The following is a 24,473-nucleotide window of genomic DNA, read 5'->3' as shown; positions in this document are numbered from 1 at the left end:
CAAAGACCGCGATCGCAGCGGATCTGCAGATTAGAGGCAATAATGCTGAATACTCCTTTCGCGCCGTGGCCATCGTATGATGCCGAGGAGATCGCCGCCGTGGGTGCCGTACTGGCGTCCAATAAGGTCAACTACTGGACCGGCGACGTCTGCCGGCAGTTTGAGGCCAAGTTTGCCGAGTGGGCCGGGAGTGGTTTTGCGGTATCGTTGATGAACGGAACCGTCGCTCTCGATATCGCGCTCATCGCCCTTGGCATTGGCAAAGGGGATGAGGTTGTCGTAGCTCCTCGGACCTTCCTCGCGTCTGCATCCACAGTAGTCAATCAAGGCGCAGTGCCGGTGTTTGCCGATGTTGACCGCGACAGCCAGAACATATCTGCTGAAACTATCGCCAGAGTCCTGACATCGAAAACGAAGGCAATAATCTGTGTCCATCTCGCAGGGATGCCCTGCGACATGGATCCGATCATGGCACTCGCGCGCGCGCACGGCGTGAAGGTCATCGAAGACTGCGCGCAAGCACACGGCGCGCTCTACAAGGGCAAGAGCGTTGGTTCGATTGGCGACATTGGCGCATGGTCCTTCTGCCAAGACAAGATCATGACCACCGGCGGTGAGGGTGGGATGGTAACGACCAACGACCGTGACTTGTGGTCGGCTATGTGGTCGTACAAAGACCACGGAAAAAGTTGGGGAGGCGGTCTACGAACGTTCTCATCCACCTGGATATCGTTGGCTGCATGACACATTTGGCACCAACTGGCGCATGCTCGAAATGCAGGCAGCAATTGGTCTGCTGCAGCTACAGAAAATGCCAATGTGGAGTGAGGCGAGAATGCGCAATTCTCTCATGTTGGCAACGACCTGCCGCCGGTTTCCGGCACTACGGGTTCCGCAGGTGTCGGCCGAGTTTCGGCACGCTAACTACCGCTTCTATGCCTTTGTTGAGCCAAGCCGTCTCGCTGAGGGGTGGACACGGGATCGAATCGTTGCCGAGATTTCGGCTAAGGGCGTTCCTTGTTTCCAAGGGTCTGCCTCCGAAGTCTATCTTGAGAAGGCTTTCGACAATACTGGATGGCGGCCAGCAGAGCGACTGCCGGTGGCTCGTGAATTGGGTGAGACAAGTCTTGCATTTCTCGTGCATCCGACGTTGACCGGCGAGGAAATAGCCAGAACTTCATCGGCAATAGAGCAGGTGATGACACTAGCTTCAGTTTGAGTCGTTCAGGGCATTTGCACGAACACTAGACCAGCCAAGACCAGCGCTATTCCAATCAGGAATGTGGGAGGCAGGGTTTCCCCGAATATGTAGTGCGCGAGCACTGGGACTAGCGCCGCGCCCAACATAGAGAAGGGATACGCCCGGCTTAGAGGGACTTTCGTAAGTATCCAGATCCATAGTCCAGCTGTCACCAAATAGAGAAACAGTGCGGCCAGGAGCCAAGGCGAGAGGAGCGCAGCCCACAATGATCTCTTGATCTGTACTTGGACATCGGCAGAGGCAAACTTAAACATGATCTGACCGCCTGCGAGCATTGCGGCAAACGCGCAGCACATGGCGATGTGAACAATTCGCATATTGCCGATCCATTTTTGCTATGGCTGTCCGCGCAGCTAACTTGGTTGACGCGCAGGGTCGCCTTCCCGGATGAGCTTAAAGAGGCGCACAAAGAGTATTATGCCGGTGAGGGCAGAGGCCAATGCCAGCAGGATGCCGAGCCATACGAGGGCGTCGGCCGTCAGTATGTTCCCTGCGATGCTCATACTGGAAAAGCCGACCCCCATTACCGCGATGTCTCGGATTGCGGCAGGAATATCTCCTGTTGACATAGAGAGGACAAGCCTCAGCAGCACCGCGAGCACCAATTGACCTAAAAGCCAGCCAATCCCTATGACTTGTTTATCGGGCATACCCGGAACAAGCCAGAAGAACGCGGCGACAAGTGCAGCGCTTACGGTGACGCAGATAAGTGCCGCTCGGCCTTTGCCTAATGCTTGTACCGCTTCGATCTGAAACCGGCTGTAGCCGAGGAGGCTAACGGCGGCCGTCAACCCAAAGGCAAACGGCATCTGTGTCGAAAATAGATCGAGTTCAAAGCGGGTCATCGCAGAGAGCAGAGTGGACACCGCGAGATAGTAGGTTAGATGGAACACCAATAAGGCATCGCTCAGCGGCGCTATCCGATGGCGGGTGGCCGAGGGGTCAGAGATGCCATATTTAGGCAGAAGGTACGAAAACAGAACCGTCGGATATATGGTTGCAACGAACCATATGGCCGCGGTGAGGTCGTAGAGGTAGCGGTAGCTGCCGAGCACCTCGCGGCTGAAAGTGCGGGCGATAAAGATAGAGGGAATTTCTTGGATAGCCAGTAGTGCAAAGGCGGTCGACGTGAATGCGGCGAACGTAGTGAAGGCAGTCCAAGGGAGACGCTTGCCCTTGCTCTCTGTCCGAGAGAAATCGCGATAAAGCCAAAAGAGAGATAGGGCACCGAACACAAGCCCCCTTAGCACAATTGCCGAGATCGCCATTTCTATTGATCCGGTCAATAGCAAGGCAATCCAGGCGAAGCCATGGCGCAGGAAAGTGCCAAACAGGCGCAGACCATAGACGGCATTGAAGCGGCCGCTGCGTGCTAGGTAAAAACTCAGCCTGTTTGCAGGATAGGATAGTAGGTGCTCCGCGACCACGATCAGAGCAATCTGTGAGCCGCCCATCTTGATGACTGCGTCGGGGGGAAGATTAGGTCGCCTGCTGCGACTAGGCCAAGAGAGCCGACTAGTATTGGAATAAGAACAAATCTGAGAAAGCGGCTCGCCGTAGCGCGCGCGTCTGTCTCGTCAAGATCTCGCCGGCCTCGTTCTGCCACGGCAAGGCTTGTCTTCAGTAAGGACATTTCTACGATGAGAAATACCGACATGAAGGCGACATAGATGCCGTATGTGCCATACCCAGCGGGTCCAGCGAGCGCGGAATAGATGAGGATGGCACCAACATTGGTTAAAAACGAAACCGCATTGATGCCGTAAAGGCCTACAAATCTTAGCATTTCCCGGGAGCGGACGCGTTCCTATATCGCGCCTGCCAGGCCTGAAGCATCAAAACATTCCACAAAAAGTGATGGAGATGTCCCTCTCCAGAATAAAACTTATCACGTGCGGCCTGGACGATCCCAGAATATTTGGGATTGGCGTCTTGGAACAACGATAGGTTTGCCTCGGCCCAGTCCCGCAATTCACCACGCAGCCAACTTTCGATCGGAACGCCAAAGCCGGCCTTTGGTCGTTCAAACATTTCGACGGGCACATGCTTCGACAAAATATCGCGTAGAATGGCCTTGGTGCGGTTTCCTTTGATCTTGTCGGTTATGGGAAGGCTCCACGCCAAAGCAAACAACTGATGGTCTAGGTAGGGCACGCGAGTCTCAAGCGCGACTGCCATCGCAGCACGATCCACTTTCGCCAAAATGTCGCCGGGCAGATACGTCAGGGTATCCATGATCATCATGGTATCCGGAAGGCCATCTACGCTGCCTTGGATGCCTTCAATTTCCTGAAGAAAATGGCTGCGCAGTGCCTCAGAGGCAACCAGCCCCTCATCGCGGCGTACCAGCCCAAGATACAAATCCAAGTCGCTATCGCTGAGAAGGGCCGAGCCAATTTTGTTCAGCTTTTCGCTTGCCAGCTTCACGCCCTTCGCCCCGACGATATTGCCAAGCTTGGTGAGCAGTCCAGCGAAGCGCGGCTGAGCGGCTGCCCTTAGAACATGGGCCGTCGGCCTACGAAGGGGGGTAGGAATCATGGCACGCGCACGGCTGTACTGCGTGGCCATGAAGTGTCGGTTATAGCCGGCAAAGACTTCGTCGCCGCCATCCCCAGACAAGCACACCGTAACCGAGCGACGGGCAATTGCTGACACTAAGTGGGTTGGCAGTTGCGAAGAGTCAGCAAACGGCTCGTCGTAGATTTCGGGCAACCGTTCTACGAGCGTCAGCGCTTCAGCCCAATCAAGTATGACTTCAGTGTGGTCGGTTCCGAGGTGTTGGGCTATGGCTCGCGCGTAAGGAGCCTCGTCATAGGCTTCGTCCTTGAAGCCGATAGTGAAGGTCTTGATGGCCTTTGACGACTGTGCCTGCATCAGCGCTACGACTAGCGAAGAGTCGATGCCTCCCGACAGGAAGGCTCCCAATGGAACGTCGGCAACCATTTGATTGCCGATGACATCAGACAGCCGTTTCTCGATCTGCTGGACAATGTCTGCCGTGCTAAGGGCTTGGTCGACGACATTTTGACGGGCCTGCGAAGCTGCTTCGCCGGCATCCCAATACGCAACGGGTTCGACCTTTCTCTGGCCAGGGGATAGGCGAGCGTAGGTCCCCGGTGGCAACTTCCAGACGTTTTGGAAAGGCGTGCGAGGTTCGGGAATATAACTGAGGGCGAGAAACATTTCGATAGCGTCTTCGTCCTCGCGTCCGGAGAACCCCGGATAGGCAAGAATCGCACTCAACTGCGAAGCGAACACGATGCCTTCTTTGGTCTCTCCCACATAGAGAGGCTTTTCGCCAAACCGGTCGCGGGCGAGCGTGAGCGTGCGTTCTTGGCGGTCCCAAAGCCCCAGCGCAAACATGCCTTCAGCCCGGCTCAGTGCGGCTTCAACCCCCCAGTTTTCGAAGGCCGCAAGGAGAACCTCTGTGTCGGACGATCCACGCCATGCCGCCACGCCCTCGCTATCAAGTTTGCTGCGCAGTTCGCGATAGTTGTAAATCTCGCCATTCATTACGATAACGTAGCGACCGGAATGGGACAGCATCGGTTGGGCACCGCTGGGGGTCAAATCTACAATGGCGAGGCGCGTATGACCGAATTGAAGAGGTGCATCCACTTCGCGGTGCAGCCCGCTGGCGTCGGGGCCACGGTGCCGAATGCGGCCGGTAATAGCCTCAAGTGCGTCCTGAGGGGCTTGCACGTCCGAGCCTGTTAGAATGCCAGCGATACCACACATGGAACGTTCTTTCGGTAGAGCTTAAGGTGCCCGCTTACCGCGCGCTTAGTTTAGATTGCACGCCGCGATGATTGAATTTGCGACGTCTTGCGCGCGATACTTCGATACCGCAATGGCACGACTGGCCTTCCCCATCGTTTCGCGCAAAGAGGCATCGCTAGCAAACTTGCCCATTGCGTCTGCTAACGCTCGCGCATTTTTGACCGGCACTAGAACGCCGTTGATGCCAGGCTCAACAGTTTCTCTGCAGCCAGGAGCATCTGTAGTGATGATCGGACGTGCCATTGCCATAGCTTCTAGGACAGAACGAGGTGTGCCTTCGCGATAAGACGGCAGCACGTACGCACTGCATTCCGCAATTGCAGGTCGGACGTCGGAAAGTTCTCCATGGTAGTTTAGAACGCCCTCGCCGATGGCTGACTCAATCAGATTCCAATCGAGCACGGCTGGGTTGGGGTCCCGTGGGCCCACTAGGTGACAGGTCGCATTCGGATGCGTCTGCCGTAGCAGTCTGGCAGCAGCGACATACTCGGCCACTCCTTTGTCGGCTACAAGACGCGCAATCATCAGAAATCGAGCCGCATTTGGTAAAGGGACAGGCGAAAAGTATTCCGTGTCCACCCCAGACCCATTGACGATGGCTGTGGGGGATTTGACGCTGAGGATGCCGTTTTGATGAAAGGCCAGAAGATCGTCAGGGTTTTGAAACAGTGTGATTTCAACCTGTCTAAGAGCTACTCGGTAGAGGTTGGCCGCAACCAGGTTTACCAAGCGACGTTTTATCGACGTCTCGCCCTGGGTGAACGCATAGCCGAGACCCGTAATCATTGCGAACCGCCGCTTAACACCAACTAGCTTGGCCGCCAGCGTGCCATAGATTACCGGCTTTATGGTGTACGCGATGACGGCGTCAGGCTTCGATTTGGCGAGCGCTGACCGGATCTGCGCGAAAGTGCGTAGGTCCTGCAACGGGGACAGCGATGAGCGGGCCAAGTCCACAGAAATGAACGCTATGTTGCGTTCAAATAGCCAAGCACTGGTAGCATCGTCGGCCGGCGGCGCAATGGCTATCACCTCATGCCCCAGAGCCAACAAAGCATCAATTAATGGCGCACGAAAATTGACCAGCGAACTGGCCAACCCTGCTACAATAGCTATTCGTGCCACTACGGTGCCTTGTGGTATTCCAAGTACCACTTCACGAAGGCTTTCACGCCGGTTTCGACTGAGGTTGCCGGCCGATAACCCGTTAGGGCCTCGAGTAGGTTGGCCCTGGCGTATGTTTCTCGAACATCGCCAGGCTGCATCGGCATAATATTCTTGATTGCCGCTATTCCGAGTTCGGCTTCAATCGTTGAAATGAAGTCGAGCAATCCAACTGGATGGCCGCCGCCAATATTCACTACGCGGTGGGGCGCCGCAGGCGAGAGAGAGTCTTGCGTCGAGGTCACCGGTTGGCCGGTGACAGGAGGGACTTCTATCAGGCGGACGATGCCTTCGACCAGATCGTCGATGTAGGTGAAGTCGCGACGCATGTCGCCCTCGCCATAAACATCGATTGCCTCGCCGGCCAGCATTGCGCGGACAAACTTAAACAGCGCCATGTCGGGACGGCCCCATGGGCCATAGACGGTGAAGAATCGAAACGCTGTTGTCGGTAGCGCCCAGAGATGAGCATAGGAATGGGCCATGCTCTCGGTGGCCTTTTTTGTCGCGGCATAGAGCGTGATGGGATGGTCGGTTCTGTCAACCTCCCCGAAGGGCATATCTACGTTTGCGCCATAAACTGAGCTGGTAGATGCAAGCAGAAAGTGCGCCGGCCGATGTTCGCGGACGCACTCCATGACATTAAAGGTGCCGATCAAATTGGCGTCGATGTAGGCCCTTGGATTCTCCAAACTATAGCGAACCCCGGCTTGTGCCGCCAAGTGGACGACGATATCTGGCGCGGCGTCGGCAAACGCAACTGCCAGAGCGTCATAATCCTCCAGCATGATCTCATGTGCTTTGAAAGAATTGGACTGACCGAGCATGTCATGGCGACGCCGCTTCAGGGCTGGGTCATAGTAGCTCGTCATCCCATCGACGCTGGTAACGCGCCAGCCGTCCGCGAGCATCCGCTTAGCTAGGTTATATCCAATAAAACCAGCGCCACCGGTAATGAGTACAGAGCGCTTTTGCACATCCGGCATGAGACGTGTTCCTTTCACCGCAGAGTGCTCGTGTAGCCGAACTCCACGCCACCGGCAATCACATGGTCACGCATGCGGAATGTCGAGTATACCGAGCCAATGGCTTGATGCGGGGCGATCTCGGTTGCGCATAAATGACTAATCTTCTAATAGCGTCGCCGATCGGGGCCATTGCCAGAGGTGAAAAATGACGACAGATATTAGCATACTGTCTCAGAGGAAGTTGGCGGTAGTTGGCCTGGGTTATGTCGGGTTGCCTGTAGCCGTAGCGTTTGGCTTACGGGGGGCGGATGTTCTGGGTTTCGACATAGATGCTGAACGAGTGTCTTCGCTACGCCAAGGGCATGACTGGACCAGGGAGATCGAGCCCGGCGACCTCGTCGCGGCCAATATCAAGATTTCGAATGACGCCGCTGACTTGAGCGATGCCGACTTCTTTATTGTGACAGTGCCTACCCCAATCGATGGCGCGCGGCGCCCCGATCTGACCGCTCTGCTCAGCGCCTCAAAGACGGTGGGAGCCGCGCTCTCAAAGGGCAATATCGTTGTGTACGAATCGACGGTGTATCCCGGCGCGACGGAAGAAGACTGCATCCCGGTGCTCGAAAAGCATTCAGGATTGAAGGCGGGAGTCGACTTCTTCGTTGGGTATTCACCTGAGCGAATTAATCCCGGGGACAAACAACATCGGTTTGAAACGATCTGCAAAGTGGTGTCGGGCCAAGACGCAGCGACCGCTCAAATCGTCGCCGCCGTATACGGGGCTGTCGTGAAGGCCGGAATTCACATCGCGCCATCGATTAAGGTGGCGGAGGCCGCAAAAGTCATCGAGAACGCTCAGCGGGACATCAACATCGCGTTCATGAACGAGCTGTCGGAGATTTTCCACCTGCTCGGAGTGGACACTGCGTCGGTATTGAAGGCTGCCGCGACCAAATGGAATTTTCTTGGATTTTCGCCCGGCCTGGTGGGAGGGCATTGCATAGGGGTTGACCCGTACTATCTTACCTACCGTGCAGAGAGAGAGGGTTATCACCCTCAAGTGATCCTTGCTGGCCGTCGGGTCAACGATTCAACCGGCGTTCGAGTGGCGCAGGAGTGCATAAAGCTCTCGATGGCCGCGGGGCGGGTCGTTAAGCGCGTGACCGTTTTGGGGGTGACCTTCAAGGAAAACGTCCCCGACATTCGCAACACGCGTGTGGTCGATATTGTCCGTGAGCTCGAGAAGTTTGGCATAGCAGTCCAGATCAGCGATCCACTTGCGCGCTCCAGTGACTTGCGGCACGAGTACGGCTACGAACTAACGCCGATTGACGATTTAGCCCCTGCGGACGCAGTAATCCTTGCAGTGCCGCATAATGAGTATGTTGAAGGCGGATGGGGATTGATCACCACGAGCCTTGCTGACAAATCGGGCCTAGTCCTCGACATAAAGAGCAAGCTCGATCCTAGCGGGAAGCCCGAAGGTGTTGAGCTCTGGCGTCTATGACGATCGGCGATCTCCTTTGCGCCCGGTCATAGATCAAATGTGCGACACCCTAGTCCGGGAATTGCGTTGAGGGTCTCGGAGATCGCTTATCTGTCGTGATTCACTCCAAGTTGATGAGGGGTATTGAGATGCCGTCAGACGCGCTCCAACGGGTGGCGCCATACGCCGCTAGACTGCTTTCATCATCATTTGCGCCTTATCTATTTTCTGTGGCTATCGTTGGGTTGGCTTTCAAGCAGCTTCAACAAGGTTCCTCGGTGGGGCCGGCGGAGGTTTTTGCGGCGCTCATATGCGTTGTTCTAGCTGGGGCGGCGGTGCTCTCCGGAAAAAGCCACCCCTTCGACCACTAATTATCGCGACCTGTTTTCTGCTGCTTGTTGGGGCCGCGGCTGCGTTCGTGTTTTTTACAGATCCTCAGAGATTAAGTGTCCGGGATAGTATTGCTTACGGTTTCACCTTCTTTATTTCCTGTGCATTCATTTTGATGAGCAATCGCAGGGAGGTAAACTACCTTCAGTCTATTGCTTTGGCTGTCTCTCTGGCATTGCTTCTTTTTGTGCTTATCGCGATCGTTCCTAGCCCAATTCAACGCCTGATGTACTATTAGGGGACTAGTAAGTTGCAGGGACTTTCGAACAATCCCAATCAAATAGCATTTCTTGCCGTCGTGGGGCTTGCGTTCCTTGCAGTGCTTGATCTGCTTAGGACGCTTCCAGCGCCTGTGCTGTCGCTAGCGTCTGGCGCGTGTGGTCTCGCCGGCGCAATGTCGGGAAGCTCTGCCTTCACGCCTGCCGTCGCTACCGCACTGGTGCTCATTTCGGTGGTCGCATGTACAAACTATCTGCGCGGCAAGCGAGTGCGCATCCGGCTTGTTCTCGTTCTGCCTGCCTCGTTTTTGCTTCTCGCCCATGTGCCACTCCCCATAAACGTGGATTTTCCAATACCAGTAGGTGCAAGCAGTTCTGGTGATTTTTTGGACATGGAGGCCGATAACGGTCAGGGATCCGTCAGGTTTCTCTTGTGGAGCAATGCCATCTCTGCGGTAACAGAATCACCCTTGGTGGGGCTAGGACCCGGTGCGCATGTGCCGCTGGTCAATCCCGCTACGGGTAGTGTTACTTTAAATGAAGCCCACAACACCGCTATAGACCTACTTGTTGTAACTGGGGTTTTGGGGCTTGTTGCTTTCCTGGTTTTGGCTGGTTTCGTCATTTGGAATGCCCACAAGGAAGGAGTTTTAGTATACTTACTTGTGTGCTTGATGCCCGTGGCGTCTTACGCGCTGTTCCATTATTTGGGGCGGCAGCCGCTATTCTGGATCGCTATGTATCTTTCGGCTGGAAGCATTCCTCTACTTCTGCGTCACAGTGGTCTTGTCTCCGGTGCGCCTAAGCCTTCAACGCAACTTGTGCAGAACGTCGCGCCTGGGGGGCTTGATAGTGTGCAGACGACGTGCTTACTCCTGCCTGTCTGTGATTTGATCTGGTGCTGTGCTTAAGCTTCGCCCATGACGGTCCAGCTGTAGCCGTGGCGGCAATGGGCTTTGACGTTGGAGAAGCCATTCGCCTCAAGGAGTGATATTGCCTCGTCCTTCGTGTAGTATTTGGCGTGGGTGGGATTGAGCTGGTCGTATATGACTAGGCGCCGCTTATCTGCAGGCAGCCTGGCATAGATTTCAAGAATGTAGGCTCGCAACGGTAGGCGACCGAATTTGCATAACTGCGCGTAGATCATGACCAGCAGATCAGCGGCGTAGCAACTTGCCGCCAATAACCAGTGTGGTAGGCGTGTGGTAATCCACCGAATTGGCTCAATTATCGCGAGGTAGGCTTCGTTGCCTTCTCTGCCGTACAACCAGGCAATCATTTTCCCCCCGGCCTAAGCGCTGCATGTGCAGCTCTTACTGTCGGGCCAGGATCTTCTATGTGATGGAGCACTCCTAGCGAGACCACGGCGTCAAGCGGGTGTTCCACCTTGAGTTGATCTCCGGGGGCGTGGATTAATGTGACCTTTGATGCGACGTCCGACGTGTTGGACGCAAGCACGTGGAATGCATCCGAGGGTTCGACAGCAACAACGTGTTCGGCACCGGCCTGCAGCAGCATTGCGACGATACGTCCTGATCCAGAGCCGATATCCGCTACGCGCAGGCCATTTACCTCTTCGATCGGGAAAAGCGGCTCCAGGTAGTCCGCCAAAAGACCCACTGACCCGTAAAAGCCAGAATTGTCCTGGTACCGCGTCCATTGTTCACCAAAGTCCGCGATTGTTTTTTTGTCTTTTGGGGTTTTCACAGTAGCTTCCCTATGGTGCGCGTCGCCGCGCAGTTCATCGTCTTTGGAGAACTAGGCCAAATGCAGGCTCCAAGGAAGATGCTGTTGGGGCGTTCCAGAGGTGTTCTGCTACAAACCGAGGAGGAGTCCAAAGCCTTTTGCCGTTCAATGGCGCCCGTAGCGCGAGGCTGTATCATGAAGTACGCAGGACTCCCGAGGGGAAGGGAGCGATGGAGTTCAACGGATCGCCCAGCGGTTGGCTGAGTTCGTTCGCATCGAGGGCTCCTTCTGTATCTGCTTTAAAATAATCAGCGTTTGATGCAAGATTTGCCAAAAATGCTACAAATAACGCTCGGTTCGTAAAAGTATTAACGCTCCATGCCTAATCGATCGCCAATACTATTGATGGTTTATTCAACATTTTTTATGAATTGTGAAGGTCTGTTGATCAATTCTTCGGAGCATGGCGCCTAATAATCTCGAACATATATACAATATTTATTTTGATTTCATTTCAATTTCCTGGTAGTCGTGGGCAAAATCGGAAATGTCAAATTCTTCGAATACGGCCGTTGGAAATAGTCTTTTCAATGACCGCGAGTTTTGACCGCTGCCGCAGGCAATGTCAGCGATGCGCAGTCCTGAGAGCTCGCTGTCTCAGTCAACGGACACGACTGGAATGAAAGTTTTCAGTTCCCTGGGCACTCGTAATCCTGACGGCGAGGAGTTGGTGACCTGCGCAAGGTTCGTGCGCGCAGTCGTGGACAGCGCAGCCGGGGGCGGTGGGGTAGGGCAGCTTCGTGCGGAACGCCGTGAAGGCGTCAGCATTTGATGAACTGGCGCGGGTTTGGCTTTGCAAAGGTCCGACCTCATCTACTTTGACGACGAATGGGTGAGAAGTAGTTGCTGAATAGCAGATCTCGCAGGGTCGCTGCGTCGTTTGATCGTTCCGACACAACACTGCGCGTGCCATGCGCGCGTGCGTCGCTAGGGGAAACGCCGAACTCCTTTTTGAACATCCGGCTATATGCGGAGGGGTCCCAAAACCCCCATTGTCCGGCAATGATGAAGATCGGTCGGTTGTCGGAGCCGTTCTCCAGCGCATCGCGCGTTTTTCGTAAACGCTCACGACGGATGTATGCCGAAACGCCCCCGACTGGTTCAAAAATTCGGTACAGTCGCGAGCGGGAAACGCCAATCTCGCGGCAGATCAAGCTTGGTGTCAAAGCCGGATTTGCGAGGTGCTCCTCAATGATTCGACAAGCGCGACTCATGATTGTGATCTCGACATGCCTCTGCGCTTCCACGGCATGATCCGGCGAAGGCACCAGGCATGCGGCCAGTAGATTGGTGGTCGCAACGTCGATTTGCGTTACGTCCGTACTTCTGAGGCTGGGAAGCGAACGAAACAGCAGAAGCATGTAGTCCGTCAGGAACTGCTTTGCTTCCTCTCGAAGTGCAATTCGAGATGGTTGAACACTTCGCAAGTTGCGGGGCATGCACAGGGCCAGGTGATCGCATTTTTCCGAGAATCCCCAAAACTGGTCGGCGAGAGAGAACAGGCTCAGTTTGCCCACCGTCTTGCTGCCCCGCTGCGGACTGCGCGGCAGCGCCAGGTGCAAACACCAGCTGTCCATTGTCGGGTTTTTCAGGCTCCGCCATGCAAACGAGACTTCGGGTGCGCTCAGATAGGTTAAGGTCAGTCGGCCAAAACTCCACGCCATTTGTCGCGCGGAAAATGACGGCAGCACGTTCGGGGATGGGCTTATTTCGGCCAGACCGGCATACCAGCTGCGGAAGAAGTCAAACTGTTCGGCAGGGGGCGCGGAAGAGGTGTTCAACTCGATGGAGCACTGTAGCCGCTCGCCCTCATGAGATCTGTCAGCTGGAGGCGGTGCAGCGGGTGGAGCGAGATCGAACAACAAGAAGGCTGTCCTCTGTTGGCAGGCCCAGCGATGCGCCATCGTGTGCGGGTGATCGCATGCCGCTCGTCGCGAATCTCGCGGACGCACGCCTGGTAGCGAGCGGCGGCAACGAGGTTGCGTCAGCAGAATCCTTCACTCACCCGGAAATCTCTATCCACTTTCCGACATGAGTAGTGACTAGCGGGCGCCTCGACGAAGGCTCGTGCCGGGCCAACGACGCGGGCCGTCTGCCATGTCGGCTCGCGTCAAGGTCGATCAGTCCAGCGATACTGTTACCCAGATGCGCCGTCGCGTTTCACTGGGCGAACACCCGAAGAGTGCCGTATAGGCGCCGGCAAAACGGCCAAGGTGCCAGAAGCCGAAGCTCATGGCGATTTCGGTGATCGAGAGACGATCACCGTCGGTAAGGATGAGGCCATGGGCCGCTCGCAGCCGCCTTTGCCTCTCGTAGGAACGAGGGCTGAGCCCCAGGCGCTCCTGAAACGCGCGTTCGAGCATGCGCTCGCCAACGCCCAGCACTTCGCACACAGCGCTGATCGACACCGGAACCTGGGGTCTCGACTCGAATATGGCGAGGGTCGCGTCAACGATGTCGCGTCGTTCGCCCGAACTGAGGACACGAATTGACGGGTCTTCGGCGTTGGAGAGCAAGAGAGCGAGTGCGGCGCCGGCCTCGCTCGCCGCGACCGCCAGGCCGGCACTGAGGTCATAGCCGCGCCGGGCCGCAACTTCGGCATACCCGGCCGTTCGCAACAGCTTCTGCTGCAGTTCCAGTTCAGCGATTGGAACGAAGGGCCGTGCATGCACGCCAGGCGTGAGCCAGTATCGATCATGCTGCTCGGACCGACCGGTGCGCAGGGCCTCGAGCATCTGGCCTCGCAGGCCGATCCGCATGAGCCGATAACTTCCGGGCATTTCAAGCTTGAATTCGGTTCCCGGGCCGAGAATCCGCAATTGGGGAATGGGGCTTTGCTGCCCATTGAAGGTGGTGCCTTCGCCCCAGAGGAATACCGCCGTCAGCGCATCGTCGTTGATTGCGCCTGACATTGCGATGCCGCCCTTGTCCCGCAGGTCCAGGACAAATGCATCACCATGGGCAACGGTTGCCAGGCGCGATGCGTGAGTTTGCTTGCCGATCTGCCGGATATGGAACTCGGCATCGGGGTCGGTTTCGCGGGAGCGCGCCGCGATGGAGTTGTACTTGCGCGCGTACCAGTTCGGCGCCTCCCGCATTCATGGCCCTCCCCAGTTGACGCCGTGTTGGAAGAAACTGGACAGGTCGGCCCCCGCGCAGGCTGCATCGTCGGTATGCGAGCTTACCCCAAATATCGCGCCCCGCAACTTGAGTGAGCGATGCGTGTCGGCGTCGGTGAAGGGGCGGCTGATCGGGGCTCGCACTTGCCGTTGACGGCCTGCGTGGAACGCGGATCGGCCGCAAGGCCATATCGGCAAGAAAGAGACCACACGACCAGAGATGGGACGTGAAGCACAGGGCGCCTCGGCCAAGCACTGGCATAGTTCGGTGCCGTGCTTGCACTTCTAGCGTTTGGAGGCTCTCGAAAATGTCCTTTAGTTCCCATCATCCATTCGCCGGAGCTGTTCATCGTACCGCCTCGCCGCTTCATTTCGTCGGGTGTTTGCTGCTGACGTTTGCTTGCTCCGCGACCACGTTGCCGGCCATGGCACAGGACGAAGGGCTCGTGCTTTACGAGAACGTCCGCATATTCGACGGCCTCGGCGATGCGCTCTCGCTAGCCAGCAATGTTCTGGTGCGCGGCAATGTCATCGACACGATCTCGATCGACCCTATCGAGGCCGATGGCGCGGAAATCATCGATGGCGCCGGCCGCACGCTGATGCCGGGGCTCATCGATGCCCATTGGCACACGACGATGGTCGGCATTACGCCCGAAGAGGGCCTTGCCAACGATTTGGGCTATAGCACCATTATCGCCGTCAAAGAGGCCGAAGCGGCGCTGATGCGCGGCTTCACCACCGTGCGCGATATGGGTGGCGCGGCCTTCTCGCTGAAGCGCGCAATCGATGAGGGCCTGGTCGTTGGCCCGCGTATCTATCCCTCAGGCGCCATTATTACGGTCACCAGCGGGCACGGCGACTTCCGCGCATTGCACGAATTGCCGCGCGCGGTCGGTGATCTGACCCGTGTGGAAGAGCTGGGCATGGCAATGGTTGCCGATAGTCCCGACGAGGTGCGCATGCGGGCGCGCGAGCAGCTGATGCTTGGCGCCGTGCACATCAAGCTTACCGCAGGCGGTGGCGTTGCCTCGCCGCATAGCCCGCTCGATGTGTCTACCTTCACTTCTGAAGAACTGCGCGCTGCCGTCGAAGCCGCCGAGAACTGGGGGACCTATGTCGCCGTTCACGCCTATACGACTGAGGCGATGCAGCGCGCCATGGAGGCGGGGGTGAAAGTCATCGAACACGGTCACCTCATCGATGACGAGACAGCGAAGATGATGGCCGATAAAGGCGTCTGGCTCAGCACGCAGCCCTTCGATGAGAGCTTCGAGCAGGCCATCTCGCTGCCCGAGGCCAATATGCAGCGGCTGCGCGAGGTCATTACCGGCACGGACAGGCTGTATGGCTTCACCAAGCAATACGGCATCAAGACCGCCTTCGGCACCGACATCCTGTTCTCGTCGCAGATGGCGCAGACCCAGGGGCACATGCTGACGCTGTTGCAGCGCTGGTTCAGCCCGGCGGAAATTCTGAAGATGGCGACGGCCACCAATGGTGAGCTCCTCCAGCTTACAGGGCCCCGCAATCCCTATCCGGGCACTATCGGCGTTATCGAGAAAGGCGCCTTCGCTGACCTGTTGCTTGTCGATGGCAATCCGCTTGAAGACATCAACCTCGTCGCCAATCCAGACAACTTCGTCGTCATCATGAAGGACGGTAACATCCACAAGAACACGCTCGCCGCCTCCGGTGCATCGATCGGCGTGGGCAATCCCTATCCGGTCAGCAAGTACATCTGCGAGGATGGCACCCGCTTGGCGGTGCGTTTGATGGGCGAGAGCGCCTCTGTTTCCGTCAACGACGCGGCCGAGGTCATTCTGCCTTCCATGGGGCCGGACGGAACCACGTTTTCCAATGGCCCGCTGACGCTGACCATCGTCCAGGGGCGGCTTTCGTGGGGTGTTGGCCGGGCTGTACCGTCCGCTTGCTCCGATGCCTGACCATCCAGCGCCTCAAGGGCGCCAGCGTAGCTCGCTGGGCTTGGCGCCGTAGTGCTGCCGAAAGGCACGGTTCATGGCGGAGGCTTCGGCAAAGCCGCATTCGAGGGCGATTGAAAGTATCGAACGCCCGGCATTGTGCGGATTTTCCAGCATGGCGCGCGCTCTATCCAGACGGGCGCGCCGCAGCACGCTGGAAAAGGATTGACCTTCGCGGGCGAATAGCCGCTGCAGGTAGCGGGGGAAACCTTCTGCCGGGCGGCGACCGCTTCGAGGCTAAGATTGGCGTCGTCCAGATGGGCCTCTATGTCGGCGCGAGCAATCTTGAGGCGCGCTGCGGCGAGCGTGCCACTCGCATTGGCATCCATCAGCTCGGGCGTGCCGCCGACCAGCAGGGCGACCATCTCCTGGAGTTGCCGGCCGGCCATGAGCTGCGCATTCTCGCCGGCCAAGGGTTCTGGCGCCAAGAGGCGCGTATAGTTCCACAGCAGCGACAGTAAGGGTGTTTGCCTGGGCAGGTTCATCACCGGCGCAGAGGAAAGGCGGGGCACCATTTGCGATACGCCGCGGCGCGAGACGCGCAGGCAGTAGGCATAGCCCGTGCCCTGGAAGGCCATGAGGATTTCGCGGCCTTGCGAGGACAATACCGTATCGCCCGGTGGCACGACAAATTCGGGCCCGGTTCTGGGCTGCACCGTGATGGGCATTTGCGCGGTAATGAGCATCAGGTCATCCTGGCCATCACTGAGCAAGGTGGTCGAACGCCGGGTTGTGCCGGCCGACGTATATGCTTCGCCCCAGGCGGCCCCGGGCACCACGCGCAGGTTGGCGCTGTAGTGGATGAATGCATCGGTCACGAGCGGGGCGACTTCGACCCGCATCATTTCTTCAAGATAATCGCGGATCGCGTATTTCCGCGACGATGGCGCCAGGTCTGTGGTCGAAATCTTGAAAAGCGGGGCTGCTTGGGTCATTCGGTCCACGACCATTCAGGTTCGCAATGGGCGGCGGTGCTAGTGCCAGGTTGCCGCCTCGTCAAGTATTTTCAAAGATAATTTGTGCGCCTGTCGCGACAATTCTGCAACGTTGCGGTGTGGCAGGCAATTCTGGCCGTGTAGCGCCAATTCAGTGGCCATCCAGCGTCAAGACGTCTCGGTAAAGGCATGATGATTTCGGCCCATCATTTGCCAGGGGAGTCCCTGCGTATTTGGAGGGTCCCTTATGAATGACGAAAATGCCGGCGCGATCGCGGCTGCTGGCTTGCGGGTGGTGCGCAAAAAGCGCACGGCCCGAACCTTGCTGGCTACCTGTTCGCTGCTGGCTCTGACATCGGCCGTGCAGGCGCAGAATTTCTGGGTCGGCACTCAAAGCCAGGACTGGTTCGATCCGCTCAACTGGACGCTGGGCGTTCCCGACGTCAATGCGCCCGGCCTCGATGACAATATCAACATCCTCACCGACGCGCCCAATAGCGTCGTGCTTAGCGGCGGGGTGGCGTCATCGAACATCCTGTCATTGGGAGGTGCTCCGGGAACCGGCATTCTCGAAATCAATGGCGGGGGAGTTCTCACCAGTTTCGATGGCATCCTCGGCCGCGATCCCGGATATCGGGGCGTCGTGCGTGTCGATGGCGCCGCCTCGCGATGGCATCTGGCCAACGAGGCCATTGTCGGTTTTTCGGGTGACGGCTGGCTCGATATCGCCAGCGGCGCAACAGTGACGGCGGATGAACTTATCGCGGGCTTTCATTCCGCCTCGGACGGCAGCATCACCATTGGTGGCTCGGGCGCACGTCTGACCGTAACCAATGGGCTGACCGTCGGCATGGATGGTGGTGGCCGCCTCGAGATCCGCGCCAATGGCGTCGTGAACAGTCTGGCGGGCTCGCTCGGAGGAAATGCCACATCCACCGCCTTCGCCCACATTTCCGGCCTGGGCGCACAGTGGAACAATACAGCCGACCTTCGTGTGGGCATTCGCGGCAATGGCGAAATGACCATTCTCGGCGGCGGCAGCGTGAGCAGTTCGGATGGCGCGATCGGGTACGATGCCGGTGCCGGCATTGTCGAGGTCGCCAATAGCGGACGCTGGACCAATACCGGCGCCTTGCTGGTCGGCGCCGCCGGCACAGGTACGTTGACCGTCGCCAGCGATGGCGTGGTTGCGGCCAACACCGTCACCATCGCACAACAGCCTGGCAGCGCCGGCACGATCAACATCGGCTCCAAACTTGGCGACCCTGCGGCCTGGGCCGGCATGCTCGACACGCCGGCACTGGTCTTCGGGGCTGGCACGGCCACTCTTAACTTCAACCATATCGATACCGCGCTCGATTTTGATACGGTCATGTCGGGCGCCGGCGCAATCAACCACGTCGCGGGCACCACGATTTTCTCTGAAAATTCTTCGGCCTTTACCGGCACGACTGCGGTCAGTGGCGGCACTCTTGCCGTTGGCAACGCCCTGGGCGGGGTGGTGAATGTGTTTTCCGCCGGGACGCTCGCCGGATCCGGCACGCTGGGCACCCTGAATGCCGGCGCGGGCGGCACCGTCGCGCCCGGCAATTCGATCGGCACGCTGTCCGCCACCAATGTCAGCTTTGGGGCTGGCTCTTTCTACGATGTGGAAGTGAACGCCGCCGGCGCCAGCGACCGCATTCTCGCCACCGGGACAGCCACTCTGAGCGGTGGCACCGTGCGGGTATCGGCCAGCCCGGACTATGCGTCAAACACCAGATACACGATCCTGACGGCCGCCGGCGGTGTCAGCGGCGCTTTTGGCGGCGCGTCGACCAATCTGGCCTTTCTCACGCCGCTACTGAGCTACGATGCCACCAATGCCTTCATGACCCTGGTGCAGGGCGCCAACTTCGCGAGCGCCGCCCGGACCCCGAACCAGTTGGCGGTCGCCGGGGCAACCGACGCATTGGGAGCGGGCAATGCCCTCTACAACGCCCTGCTTCCATTGACGCCCGACGAGGCGCGACGGGCGATGGATGATCTCTCCGGCGAAGGTCATGCGTCACTGTCGAGCATGTTCATCGAGGATGCCGCTATGCTCCGGCAAACGGCGCTCGACCATGCGCGTCACGATCCCGATCAGGCCATTGGGAGCATGGCCCTTGGCTATGCGAGCACTCCAGTCCTCGCGGATACGCCCGAGACGTTTGCAGTCTGGGCGCAGGCAGCCGGCAGCCAATCAAGACTTGCGGCCGATGGCAATGCAGCCCAGGCCGACGGGGCGAGCGGCGGGTTGGCATTCGGAGCGGATGGCGTCGCCGGTGATTGGCGCGTTGGCATGATGCTTCATGCCGGCGCGACCGGCCTCTCGATAGCGGATCGGTCGATGACGGCCAATAGTACCAATTATGGGCTGGGCGCCTATGCCGGAACGGCCTGGGGCGATACGAACCTCTCGCTTGGCCTAGGCTATACGCGGCACCAGGTGCGCAGCTCCAGATCCGTTGCCTTTGGCGGCCTCGCCAACACTCTGAGTGCTGACTACGGGGCCAGCACAGCGCAGGTATTTGGCGAACTCTCCCATCATCTTGATCTGGGCGCCTTTGAGCTCACGCCCTATGGCGAGGTGGCGTACGTGATCAATTCCACGGATGGATTTGCCGAAGCCGGTGGGCCTGCCGCTTTGAACGTGGCGTCGGCCGTGCAACAGGGTGCGTTTACAACCATTGGCGCGCGTGCCGGCACAACCGTGCCTGTCGGGGACGGCGGGCAGATCGCGCTGGAAGCGGGACTGGGTTGGCGCCACGCATTTGTCGACCAGTCCGGCCTGTCCAACACCTTTGGCGTTGGCCCAGCATTTGCGATCGCTGGGGCACCGGTACAGCGAGATGCGCTGGTGCTCGAAGCCGCCGGTTCGATCGACCTGTCCGCAAATGCCGCGCTCGGCTTGTCCTATGACGGCCAGATCGGTACCGCCGGCCAGACGCATATGCTCAAAGCGACACTGGGGGGATCGTTCTAGCAGGGTTCGAGTAAGCACGGGCGCGGCAAATATCGAGGGGTCGATTGGTGCCAACCGAATGGCCCGCGTCCTACGGACCTTGATCCACCACGGACAAAAGCAACCCGGCCACAGCCAATGGCTGCGACCGGGTTGCGTCGGTGATGGGTCAGCCGTGTTTGAGCATCACGTGGCGGACGCTGGTGTAGTCTTCGAGCGAGTAGCTCGACAGGTCCTTGCCATAGCCCGATTGCTTGATGCCGCCATGCGGCATTTCGTTGACCAGCATGAAGTGGGTGTTGATCCAGGTGCAGCCATAGCGCAGCCGTGCCGCGGCGCCCATGGCCTTGGAAATGTCCTTGGTCCAAACCGAGGAGGCCAGGCCATAGTCGCTGTCATTGGCCCAATCCACGGCCTGTTCGGGTTCGTCGAACCGGGTGATCGACACCACCGGACCGAACACTTCGCGGCGTACGATCTCGTCGCTCTGGAGGGCGCCGGCCACCACCGTGGGCTCGAAATAGAAGCCCTGATCGCCCGATTTCTTGCCGCCGGTCGTCACCTCGATGTGGGACATTTCCTGGGCGCGTTCGACAAAGCTCGCGACCCGGTCGCGCTGTCGCATGGAAATCAACGGGCCCATTTCGTTGACGCTGTCGTCGGCCTGGTTGAACTGGATGGTGGAGACGGCGCTGGAAAGGTCAGCCACCAGTCGGTCGTAAATCTTGGAGCCGGCATAGATGCGGCAGGCGGCGGTGCAGTCCTGACCAGCATTGTAGTAGCCAAAGGCGCGAAGGCCGTCCACGACGGCGCCGAGATCGGCGTCGTCATAGACGATGACCGGGGCCTTGCCGCCGAGTTCAAGATGAGTGCGCTTGACCGATTTGGCGGCGGCCTGCAGCACTTTCTTGCCGGTGGCGATGTCACCGGTGATCGAGATCATGTCCACCTTTGGGTGGTTGATCAGGGCGTTGCCGACGCTTTCGCCGCGCCCGAGCACGATATTGACCACGCCCTCGGGCAGGATTTCGGCGAGGGTCCGCGCGAGCTTGAGCGCGCTCAGCGGGGTCTGTTCGGAAGGCTTGAAGACCACGGTATTGCCCCCGGCAATGGCCGGGGCCAGTTTCCAGGCCATCATCATCAGAGGGTAGTTCCAGGGCGCGATGGAGCCGACGACGCCGATCGGGTCGCGCCGCACCATGGAGGTATGGCCCTCAAGATACTCGCCCGCAACCACGCCCGACATGTTGCGTACGGCGCCCGCGAAGAAGCGGTAGCAATCCACCACGGCGGGGATTTCGTCGTTGCGCACGGCATTGATCGGCTTGCCGCAATTGAGCGCTTCGAGCGCGGCGAACGCGTCGGCGTCGGCCTCGATGGCGTCGGCAATGCGCAGGAGATAGGCTGAGCGCTGTGCCGGGGTGGTGCGCGACCAGTGCACGAAGGCCTTGCTGGCTGCGGTGACCGCTCGGTCCACCTGCGCGAGGGAGGCTTCGGGGACGGCCTTGATCAGGCCGCCCGTCCGCGGGTTGAGCACCTGTTCTTCCGCGTCCGCGCCGCTTTCGAACTGCGCGCCGATCAGCATGTTGGTGTCCATCATAATCTCCTCAGCATTGTTATTTGCCGCTACCGGCGATCTGGTCGCCGTCGCGGGTCAGATAGAAGGCAGCCAGGATCGGGATGGTGGTCACCAGAACCACGATCATGGCCACGACATTGGTTACCGGGCGCTGGCGCGGCCGGATCAATTCCTCCAGCATCCAGAGCGGCAGGGTCTGCTGCTGCCCGGCGGTGAAGGTGGTGACGATCACCTCGTCAAAGGACAGCGCGAAGGCCAGCATGCCGCCAGCGAGCAGTGCCGTGCCGATATTGGGCAGGATGACATAGCGGAAGGTCTGGAAGCCGTCGGCGCCGAGATCCATCGAGGCTTCGATGAGCGATTTTGAGGTGCGGCGGAAGCGGGCCACTGCATTGTTGTAGACGACCACAACGCAGAAGGTGGCGTGCCCCAGCACGATGGTCCAGAAGCTGAACGGGATTTCGGCGATGCTGAAGGCCGAGCGCAGCGCAATGCCGGTGATGATGCCGGGCAGGGCGATGGGCAGGATGACCAGCAGCGAGATCGTCTCCCGTCCGAAGAAGTCGGACTGGCTCACTGCAGCCGCGCAGAGCGTTCCGAGCACCAGGGCGATGGCGGTCGAGATCGCGGCGACCTGGAGCGACAGGGTCAGCGCCTGCCAGACGTCGGGCCGGTTCAAGGTGACTTCGAACCATTTCAGCGTCAGTCCCGGAGGCGGCCACTGATAGCTCTTTTCCTCAGTGGTAAAGGCATAGACGAAGATCAGCAGCAGTGGCGCGATCATGAAGATCAGCCCAGCAGCGGCGGAAATTTTGAGGCCAAGCGAGGCCTTGGGACCATCAGAGCGCATCGAAAGCCCCCTGTCGTTTGGCCATCCAGAGATAGAGGCCCATGATGACGATCGGCACCACGGTGAAAGCGGCAGCCAGCGGGATATTGCCGGCCGTGCCCTGCTGGGCATAAACGGCCTGACCGATGAAGAGGCGTGACGATCCGATGATCTGGGGAATGATGTAATCGCCCAGCGTCAGCGAGAAGGTGAAGATCGAGCCGGCGATGATGCCGGGCAGGGCGAGGGGAAAGATCACTTTCCTGAACGTCTGCTGTGGCGTGGCGCCCAGATCGGAGGAGGCGTCGATCAGATTGACAGGCACGCGCTCCAGCGAGGCCTGGATCGGCAGGATCATGAACGGCATCCAGACATAGACGAAGACCAGGAAAGTGCCGATATAGCTCACCGACAGCGAATTGCCGCCGATGACCGGGATGGCGAGTATCCCGTCAAGCACGAAGCCGATATGGAGGCTCTCGAACACCCAGGTGAGGATGCCTTCCTTGGCGAGGATCAGCTTCCAGGCGTAGATTTTGACCAGATAACTCGACCACAGCGGCAGCATGATGCCGAGGTAGAAGAGGGCCTTCCATTTCCCGCGCACATAGCGCGCCGCCATATAGGCGATGGGGAAGGCGATGACGGCCGAGGCCAGCGTGACGAGGGCCGACATGACCACCGTGCGCACAATGATGTCGAGATTGGCGGGACGCAGCAGCTCGGCATAGCTCTTGAGCGTTAGCGTCGAATAGTCGACGATGCCGGAAAACTCATCGATGGCGAAAAAGCTCTGGAACAGCAGGGCAAGCAGCGAACCAATATAGACGATGCCCAACCACAAAAGCGGTGGCGTCAACAGGAGCAGCACGAACATTCCGGGGTGGCGCCAGAACTGGTCTGAAAGCCAGCCGAGAAGACCGGGGCGCCGCTCGGTGATGGCGAGAGCGGTTGTGGTCATTGCTCTGTTTCCATCAGATGGAGGGCGCTGCGCTCGAAGGCGACGCCGGTGCGCGCGCCGATATCAGGCAGTTCCTGCCCCGAGGGCACCAGCGCATGGATGCTGCCGCCGCCGATATCGATGCCCAGTCGCGTCGTCGCGCCGAGGTAGTTCTTCGTCGTCACGGTTCCGGCCAGCGCGCTGCCGGCCTCGGGGGCCAGCCTGACGGCTTCGGAGCGGAGGCTGCCCCAACGCCGCTCGCCGGTCAGGGTCGAAACCTGGTCAGGATTGAGGATGTTGGAGGAGCCCACGAAATCGGCAACGAAACGACTATTGGGCTTGGAGTAGATTTCCTCTGGGGTGCCGACCTGCATGACGCGGCCGCCGGAGAAGACGGCGACGCGGTCGGCCATCGAAAGGGCTTCGCCCTGGTCATGGGTGACGAAAATGAAAGTAATGCCCAGCGCCTTTTGCAGGGATTTGAGCTCCTCCTGCATGCTTTCGCGCAGTTTCAGGTCGAGTGCGCCGAGCGGTTCGTCGAGCAGCAGCACTTTCGGCCGATTGACCAGTGCGCGCGCGAGGGCCACGCGCTGGCGCTGACCACCGGACAGTTCGGAGGGGCGACGCGTGCCGTAACCGGCGAGCTTGACCATGTCGAGCGCCGCCTCAGCCGCCTTGTGGCGTTCGGCCCGCGGCGCCTTCTTGAGCATCAGCGAATAGGCGACATTGTCGAGGACGTTCAAATGCGGGAACAGCGCATAGTCCTGGAAGACCGTGTTGACGTTGCGCCGATAGGGCGGCACGCCGGTGGCGTTCTCGCCGAAGATTTCGATATGGCCGTGCGTGGGCTGTTCGAAGCCGGCAATGACCCGGAGGCATGTGGTCTTGCCTGACCCCGAGGGGCCCAGCATGGCGAAGAACTCGCCGCTGGCGATCTCGAGGTTGACCTCATCCATGGCCTTGATGATGCCGAAGTGGCGCGAAACGCCTTGAAGGGACACAGCAGCGGTCATTTTATGCAGCTCCGTTTCTGGCGGCGGACGCAATGCCGCACCGCACGGCCAAACCGGCCGGCCAGACAGACTAGTCG

17 protein-coding genes and 2 pseudogenes are annotated in these 24,473 nt (G+C 58.9%); 5 read left to right on the top strand and 14 right to left on the bottom strand.

All coding sequences use genetic code 11. From position 1 onward, the window contains the following. The first annotated feature begins 42 nt into the window (after positions 1-42). Positions 43-1,219, top strand: a pseudogene (locus NVV77_RS16565) (DegT/DnrJ/EryC1/StrS family aminotransferase). Between the two features lie 5 nt (positions 1,220-1,224). Here NVV77_RS16565 and NVV77_RS22020 read toward each other — a convergent pair. From NVV77_RS22020 to NVV77_RS16545, 5 genes are all read right to left on the bottom strand, one after another. Then, entirely contained in the window at positions 1,225-1,536 is a 312-nt protein-coding gene (locus tag NVV77_RS22020; protein ID WP_367178662.1) for an EamA family transporter, read from the bottom strand. A gap of 78 nt (positions 1,537-1,614) precedes the next feature. Further along, positions 1,615-2,715 (bottom strand): hypothetical protein, encoded by a 1,101-nt coding sequence (locus tag NVV77_RS16560; RefSeq protein WP_295415071.1) that lies wholly within the window; start codon positions 2,713-2,715, stop codon positions 1,615-1,617. Between the two features lie 325 nt (positions 2,716-3,040). Continuing rightward, positions 3,041-4,999 carry an asparagine synthase (glutamine-hydrolyzing) gene (gene asnB, locus NVV77_RS16555; protein WP_295415070.1) on the bottom strand — a complete coding sequence of 653 codons (1,959 nt, stop codon included), beginning with the start codon at positions 4,997-4,999 and terminating at the stop codon, positions 3,041-3,043. A 45-nt stretch (positions 5,000-5,044) separates the two neighbouring features. Continuing rightward, positions 5,045-6,166, bottom strand: a complete 1,122-nt coding sequence (locus NVV77_RS16550) for a glycosyltransferase family 4 protein (RefSeq protein ID WP_295415069.1) — start codon at positions 6,164-6,166, stop codon at positions 5,045-5,047. Beyond that, positions 6,166-7,191, bottom strand: a complete 1,026-nt coding sequence (locus NVV77_RS16545) for an SDR family NAD(P)-dependent oxidoreductase (protein ID WP_295415068.1) — start codon at positions 7,189-7,191, stop codon at positions 6,166-6,168. The genes NVV77_RS16550 and NVV77_RS16545 overlap by 1 nt, the downstream gene beginning before the upstream one ends. Before the next feature lie 205 nt (positions 7,192-7,396). Between NVV77_RS16545 and NVV77_RS16540 the strand changes: the two genes are divergently transcribed. Further along, complete coding sequence (locus NVV77_RS16540; protein WP_295416169.1) at positions 7,397-8,680, top strand: nucleotide sugar dehydrogenase; 1,284 nt, start codon at positions 7,397-7,399, stop codon at positions 8,678-8,680. A 619-nt stretch (positions 8,681-9,299) separates the two neighbouring features. Beyond that, a complete protein-coding gene (locus tag NVV77_RS16535; protein ID WP_295415067.1) occupies positions 9,300-10,178 on the top strand; it encodes an O-antigen ligase in 879 nt (292 codons plus the stop codon). Here the strand turns inward: NVV77_RS16535 and NVV77_RS16530 are convergent. The 4 genes from NVV77_RS16530 to NVV77_RS16515 form a co-directional block, all read right to left on the bottom strand. Continuing rightward, complete coding sequence (locus NVV77_RS16530) at positions 10,175-10,546, bottom strand: hypothetical protein (protein ID WP_295415066.1); 372 nt, start codon at positions 10,544-10,546, stop codon at positions 10,175-10,177. The two genes, NVV77_RS16535 and NVV77_RS16530, sit on opposite strands and share 4 nt — an antisense overlap. Further along, positions 10,543-10,974 carry a bifunctional 2-polyprenyl-6-hydroxyphenol methylase/3-demethylubiquinol 3-O-methyltransferase UbiG gene (locus NVV77_RS16525; protein WP_295415065.1) on the bottom strand — a complete coding sequence of 144 codons (432 nt, stop codon included), beginning with the start codon at positions 10,972-10,974 and terminating at the stop codon, positions 10,543-10,545. The genes NVV77_RS16530 and NVV77_RS16525 overlap by 4 nt, the downstream gene beginning before the upstream one ends. A gap of 848 nt (positions 10,975-11,822) precedes the next feature. Further along, positions 11,823-12,878, bottom strand: coding sequence for a helix-turn-helix domain-containing protein (locus tag NVV77_RS16520; RefSeq protein ID WP_295415064.1), 1,056 nt, complete (start codon positions 12,876-12,878; stop codon positions 11,823-11,825). Positions 12,879-13,133: 255 nt separating this feature from the next. Continuing rightward, positions 13,134-14,111 carry a helix-turn-helix domain-containing protein gene (locus tag NVV77_RS16515; protein WP_295415063.1) on the bottom strand — a complete coding sequence of 326 codons (978 nt, stop codon included), beginning with the start codon at positions 14,109-14,111 and terminating at the stop codon, positions 13,134-13,136. Positions 14,112-14,557: 446 nt separating this feature from the next. Here NVV77_RS16515 and NVV77_RS16510 point away from each other — a divergent pair. Beyond that, positions 14,558-15,817, top strand: a pseudogene (locus tag NVV77_RS16510) (amidohydrolase family protein); the annotation flags it as partial. A gap of 273 nt (positions 15,818-16,090) precedes the next feature. Here the strand turns inward: NVV77_RS16510 and NVV77_RS22015 are convergent. Further along, positions 16,091-16,267, bottom strand: coding sequence for a helix-turn-helix domain-containing protein (locus tag NVV77_RS22015; protein ID WP_367178640.1), 177 nt, complete (start codon positions 16,265-16,267; stop codon positions 16,091-16,093). 1,029 nt (positions 16,268-17,296) lie between these two features. Between NVV77_RS22015 and NVV77_RS16500 the strand changes: the two genes are divergently transcribed. Beyond that, on the top strand, positions 17,297-20,056 hold the full coding sequence (locus NVV77_RS16500; RefSeq protein ID WP_295415061.1) for an autotransporter domain-containing protein: 2,760 nt from the start codon (positions 17,297-17,299) through the stop codon (positions 20,054-20,056). A gap of 148 nt (positions 20,057-20,204) precedes the next feature. On the opposite strand, the gene NVV77_RS16495 is transcribed toward NVV77_RS16500, so the two are convergent. From NVV77_RS16495 to NVV77_RS16480, 4 genes are read right to left on the bottom strand one after another with little or no spacing between them, the layout of a single operon-like run. After that, entirely contained in the window at positions 20,205-21,632 is a 1,428-nt protein-coding gene (locus NVV77_RS16495; protein ID WP_295415060.1) for a gamma-aminobutyraldehyde dehydrogenase, read from the bottom strand. 19 nt (positions 21,633-21,651) lie between these two features. After that, the gene (locus NVV77_RS16490) at positions 21,652-22,464 is read right to left on the bottom strand and encodes an ABC transporter permease (RefSeq protein ID WP_295415059.1); all 813 of its coding nucleotides are present in this window, start codon (positions 22,462-22,464) and stop codon (positions 21,652-21,654) included. Continuing rightward, positions 22,454-23,404, bottom strand: a complete 951-nt coding sequence (locus NVV77_RS16485) for an ABC transporter permease (protein ID WP_295415058.1) — start codon at positions 23,402-23,404, stop codon at positions 22,454-22,456. The genes NVV77_RS16490 and NVV77_RS16485 overlap by 11 nt, the downstream gene beginning before the upstream one ends. After that, a complete protein-coding gene (locus tag NVV77_RS16480; protein ID WP_295415057.1) occupies positions 23,401-24,396 on the bottom strand; it encodes an ABC transporter ATP-binding protein in 996 nt (331 codons plus the stop codon). Before NVV77_RS16480 ends, NVV77_RS16485 begins: the two co-directional genes overlap by 4 nt. Positions 24,397-24,473: the final 77 nt, after the last annotated feature.

The organism is Devosia sp. (assembly GCF_024707125.1).
GTDB lineage: Bacteria > Pseudomonadota > Alphaproteobacteria > Rhizobiales > Devosiaceae > Devosia.
This window is presented reverse-complemented; position numbering and strand designations above follow the sequence as displayed.

Coding starts and splice junctions, on each gene's coding strand:
- NVV77_RS16480 (WP_295415057.1), bottom strand. CDS start 24,396: ATGACCGCTGCTGTGTCCCTTCAAGGCGTTTCGCGCCACTTCGGCATC.
- NVV77_RS16530 (WP_295415066.1), bottom strand. CDS start 10,546: ATGATTGCCTGGTTGTACGGCAGAGAAGGCAACGAAGCCTACCTCGCG.
- NVV77_RS16515 (WP_295415063.1), bottom strand. CDS start 14,111: ATGCGGGAGGCGCCGAACTGGTACGCGCGCAAGTACAACTCCATCGCG.
- NVV77_RS16560 (WP_295415071.1), bottom strand. CDS start 2,715: ATGGGCGGCTCACAGATTGCTCTGATCGTGGTCGCGGAGCACCTACTA.
- NVV77_RS22020 (WP_367178662.1), bottom strand. CDS start 1,536: ATGCTCGCAGGCGGTCAGATCATGTTTAAGTTTGCCTCTGCCGATGTC.
- asnB (WP_295415070.1), bottom strand. CDS start 4,999: ATGTGTGGTATCGCTGGCATTCTAACAGGCTCGGACGTGCAAGCCCCT.
- NVV77_RS16485 (WP_295415058.1), bottom strand. CDS start 23,404: ATGACCACAACCGCTCTCGCCATCACCGAGCGGCGCCCCGGTCTTCTC.
- NVV77_RS16500 (WP_295415061.1), top strand. CDS start 17,297: ATGAATGACGAAAATGCCGGCGCGATCGCGGCTGCTGGCTTGCGGGTG.
- NVV77_RS16545 (WP_295415068.1), bottom strand. CDS start 7,191: ATGCCGGATGTGCAAAAGCGCTCTGTACTCATTACCGGTGGCGCTGGT.
- NVV77_RS16495 (WP_295415060.1), bottom strand. CDS start 21,632: ATGGACACCAACATGCTGATCGGCGCGCAGTTCGAAAGCGGCGCGGAC.
- NVV77_RS16490 (WP_295415059.1), bottom strand. CDS start 22,464: ATGCGCTCTGATGGTCCCAAGGCCTCGCTTGGCCTCAAAATTTCCGCC.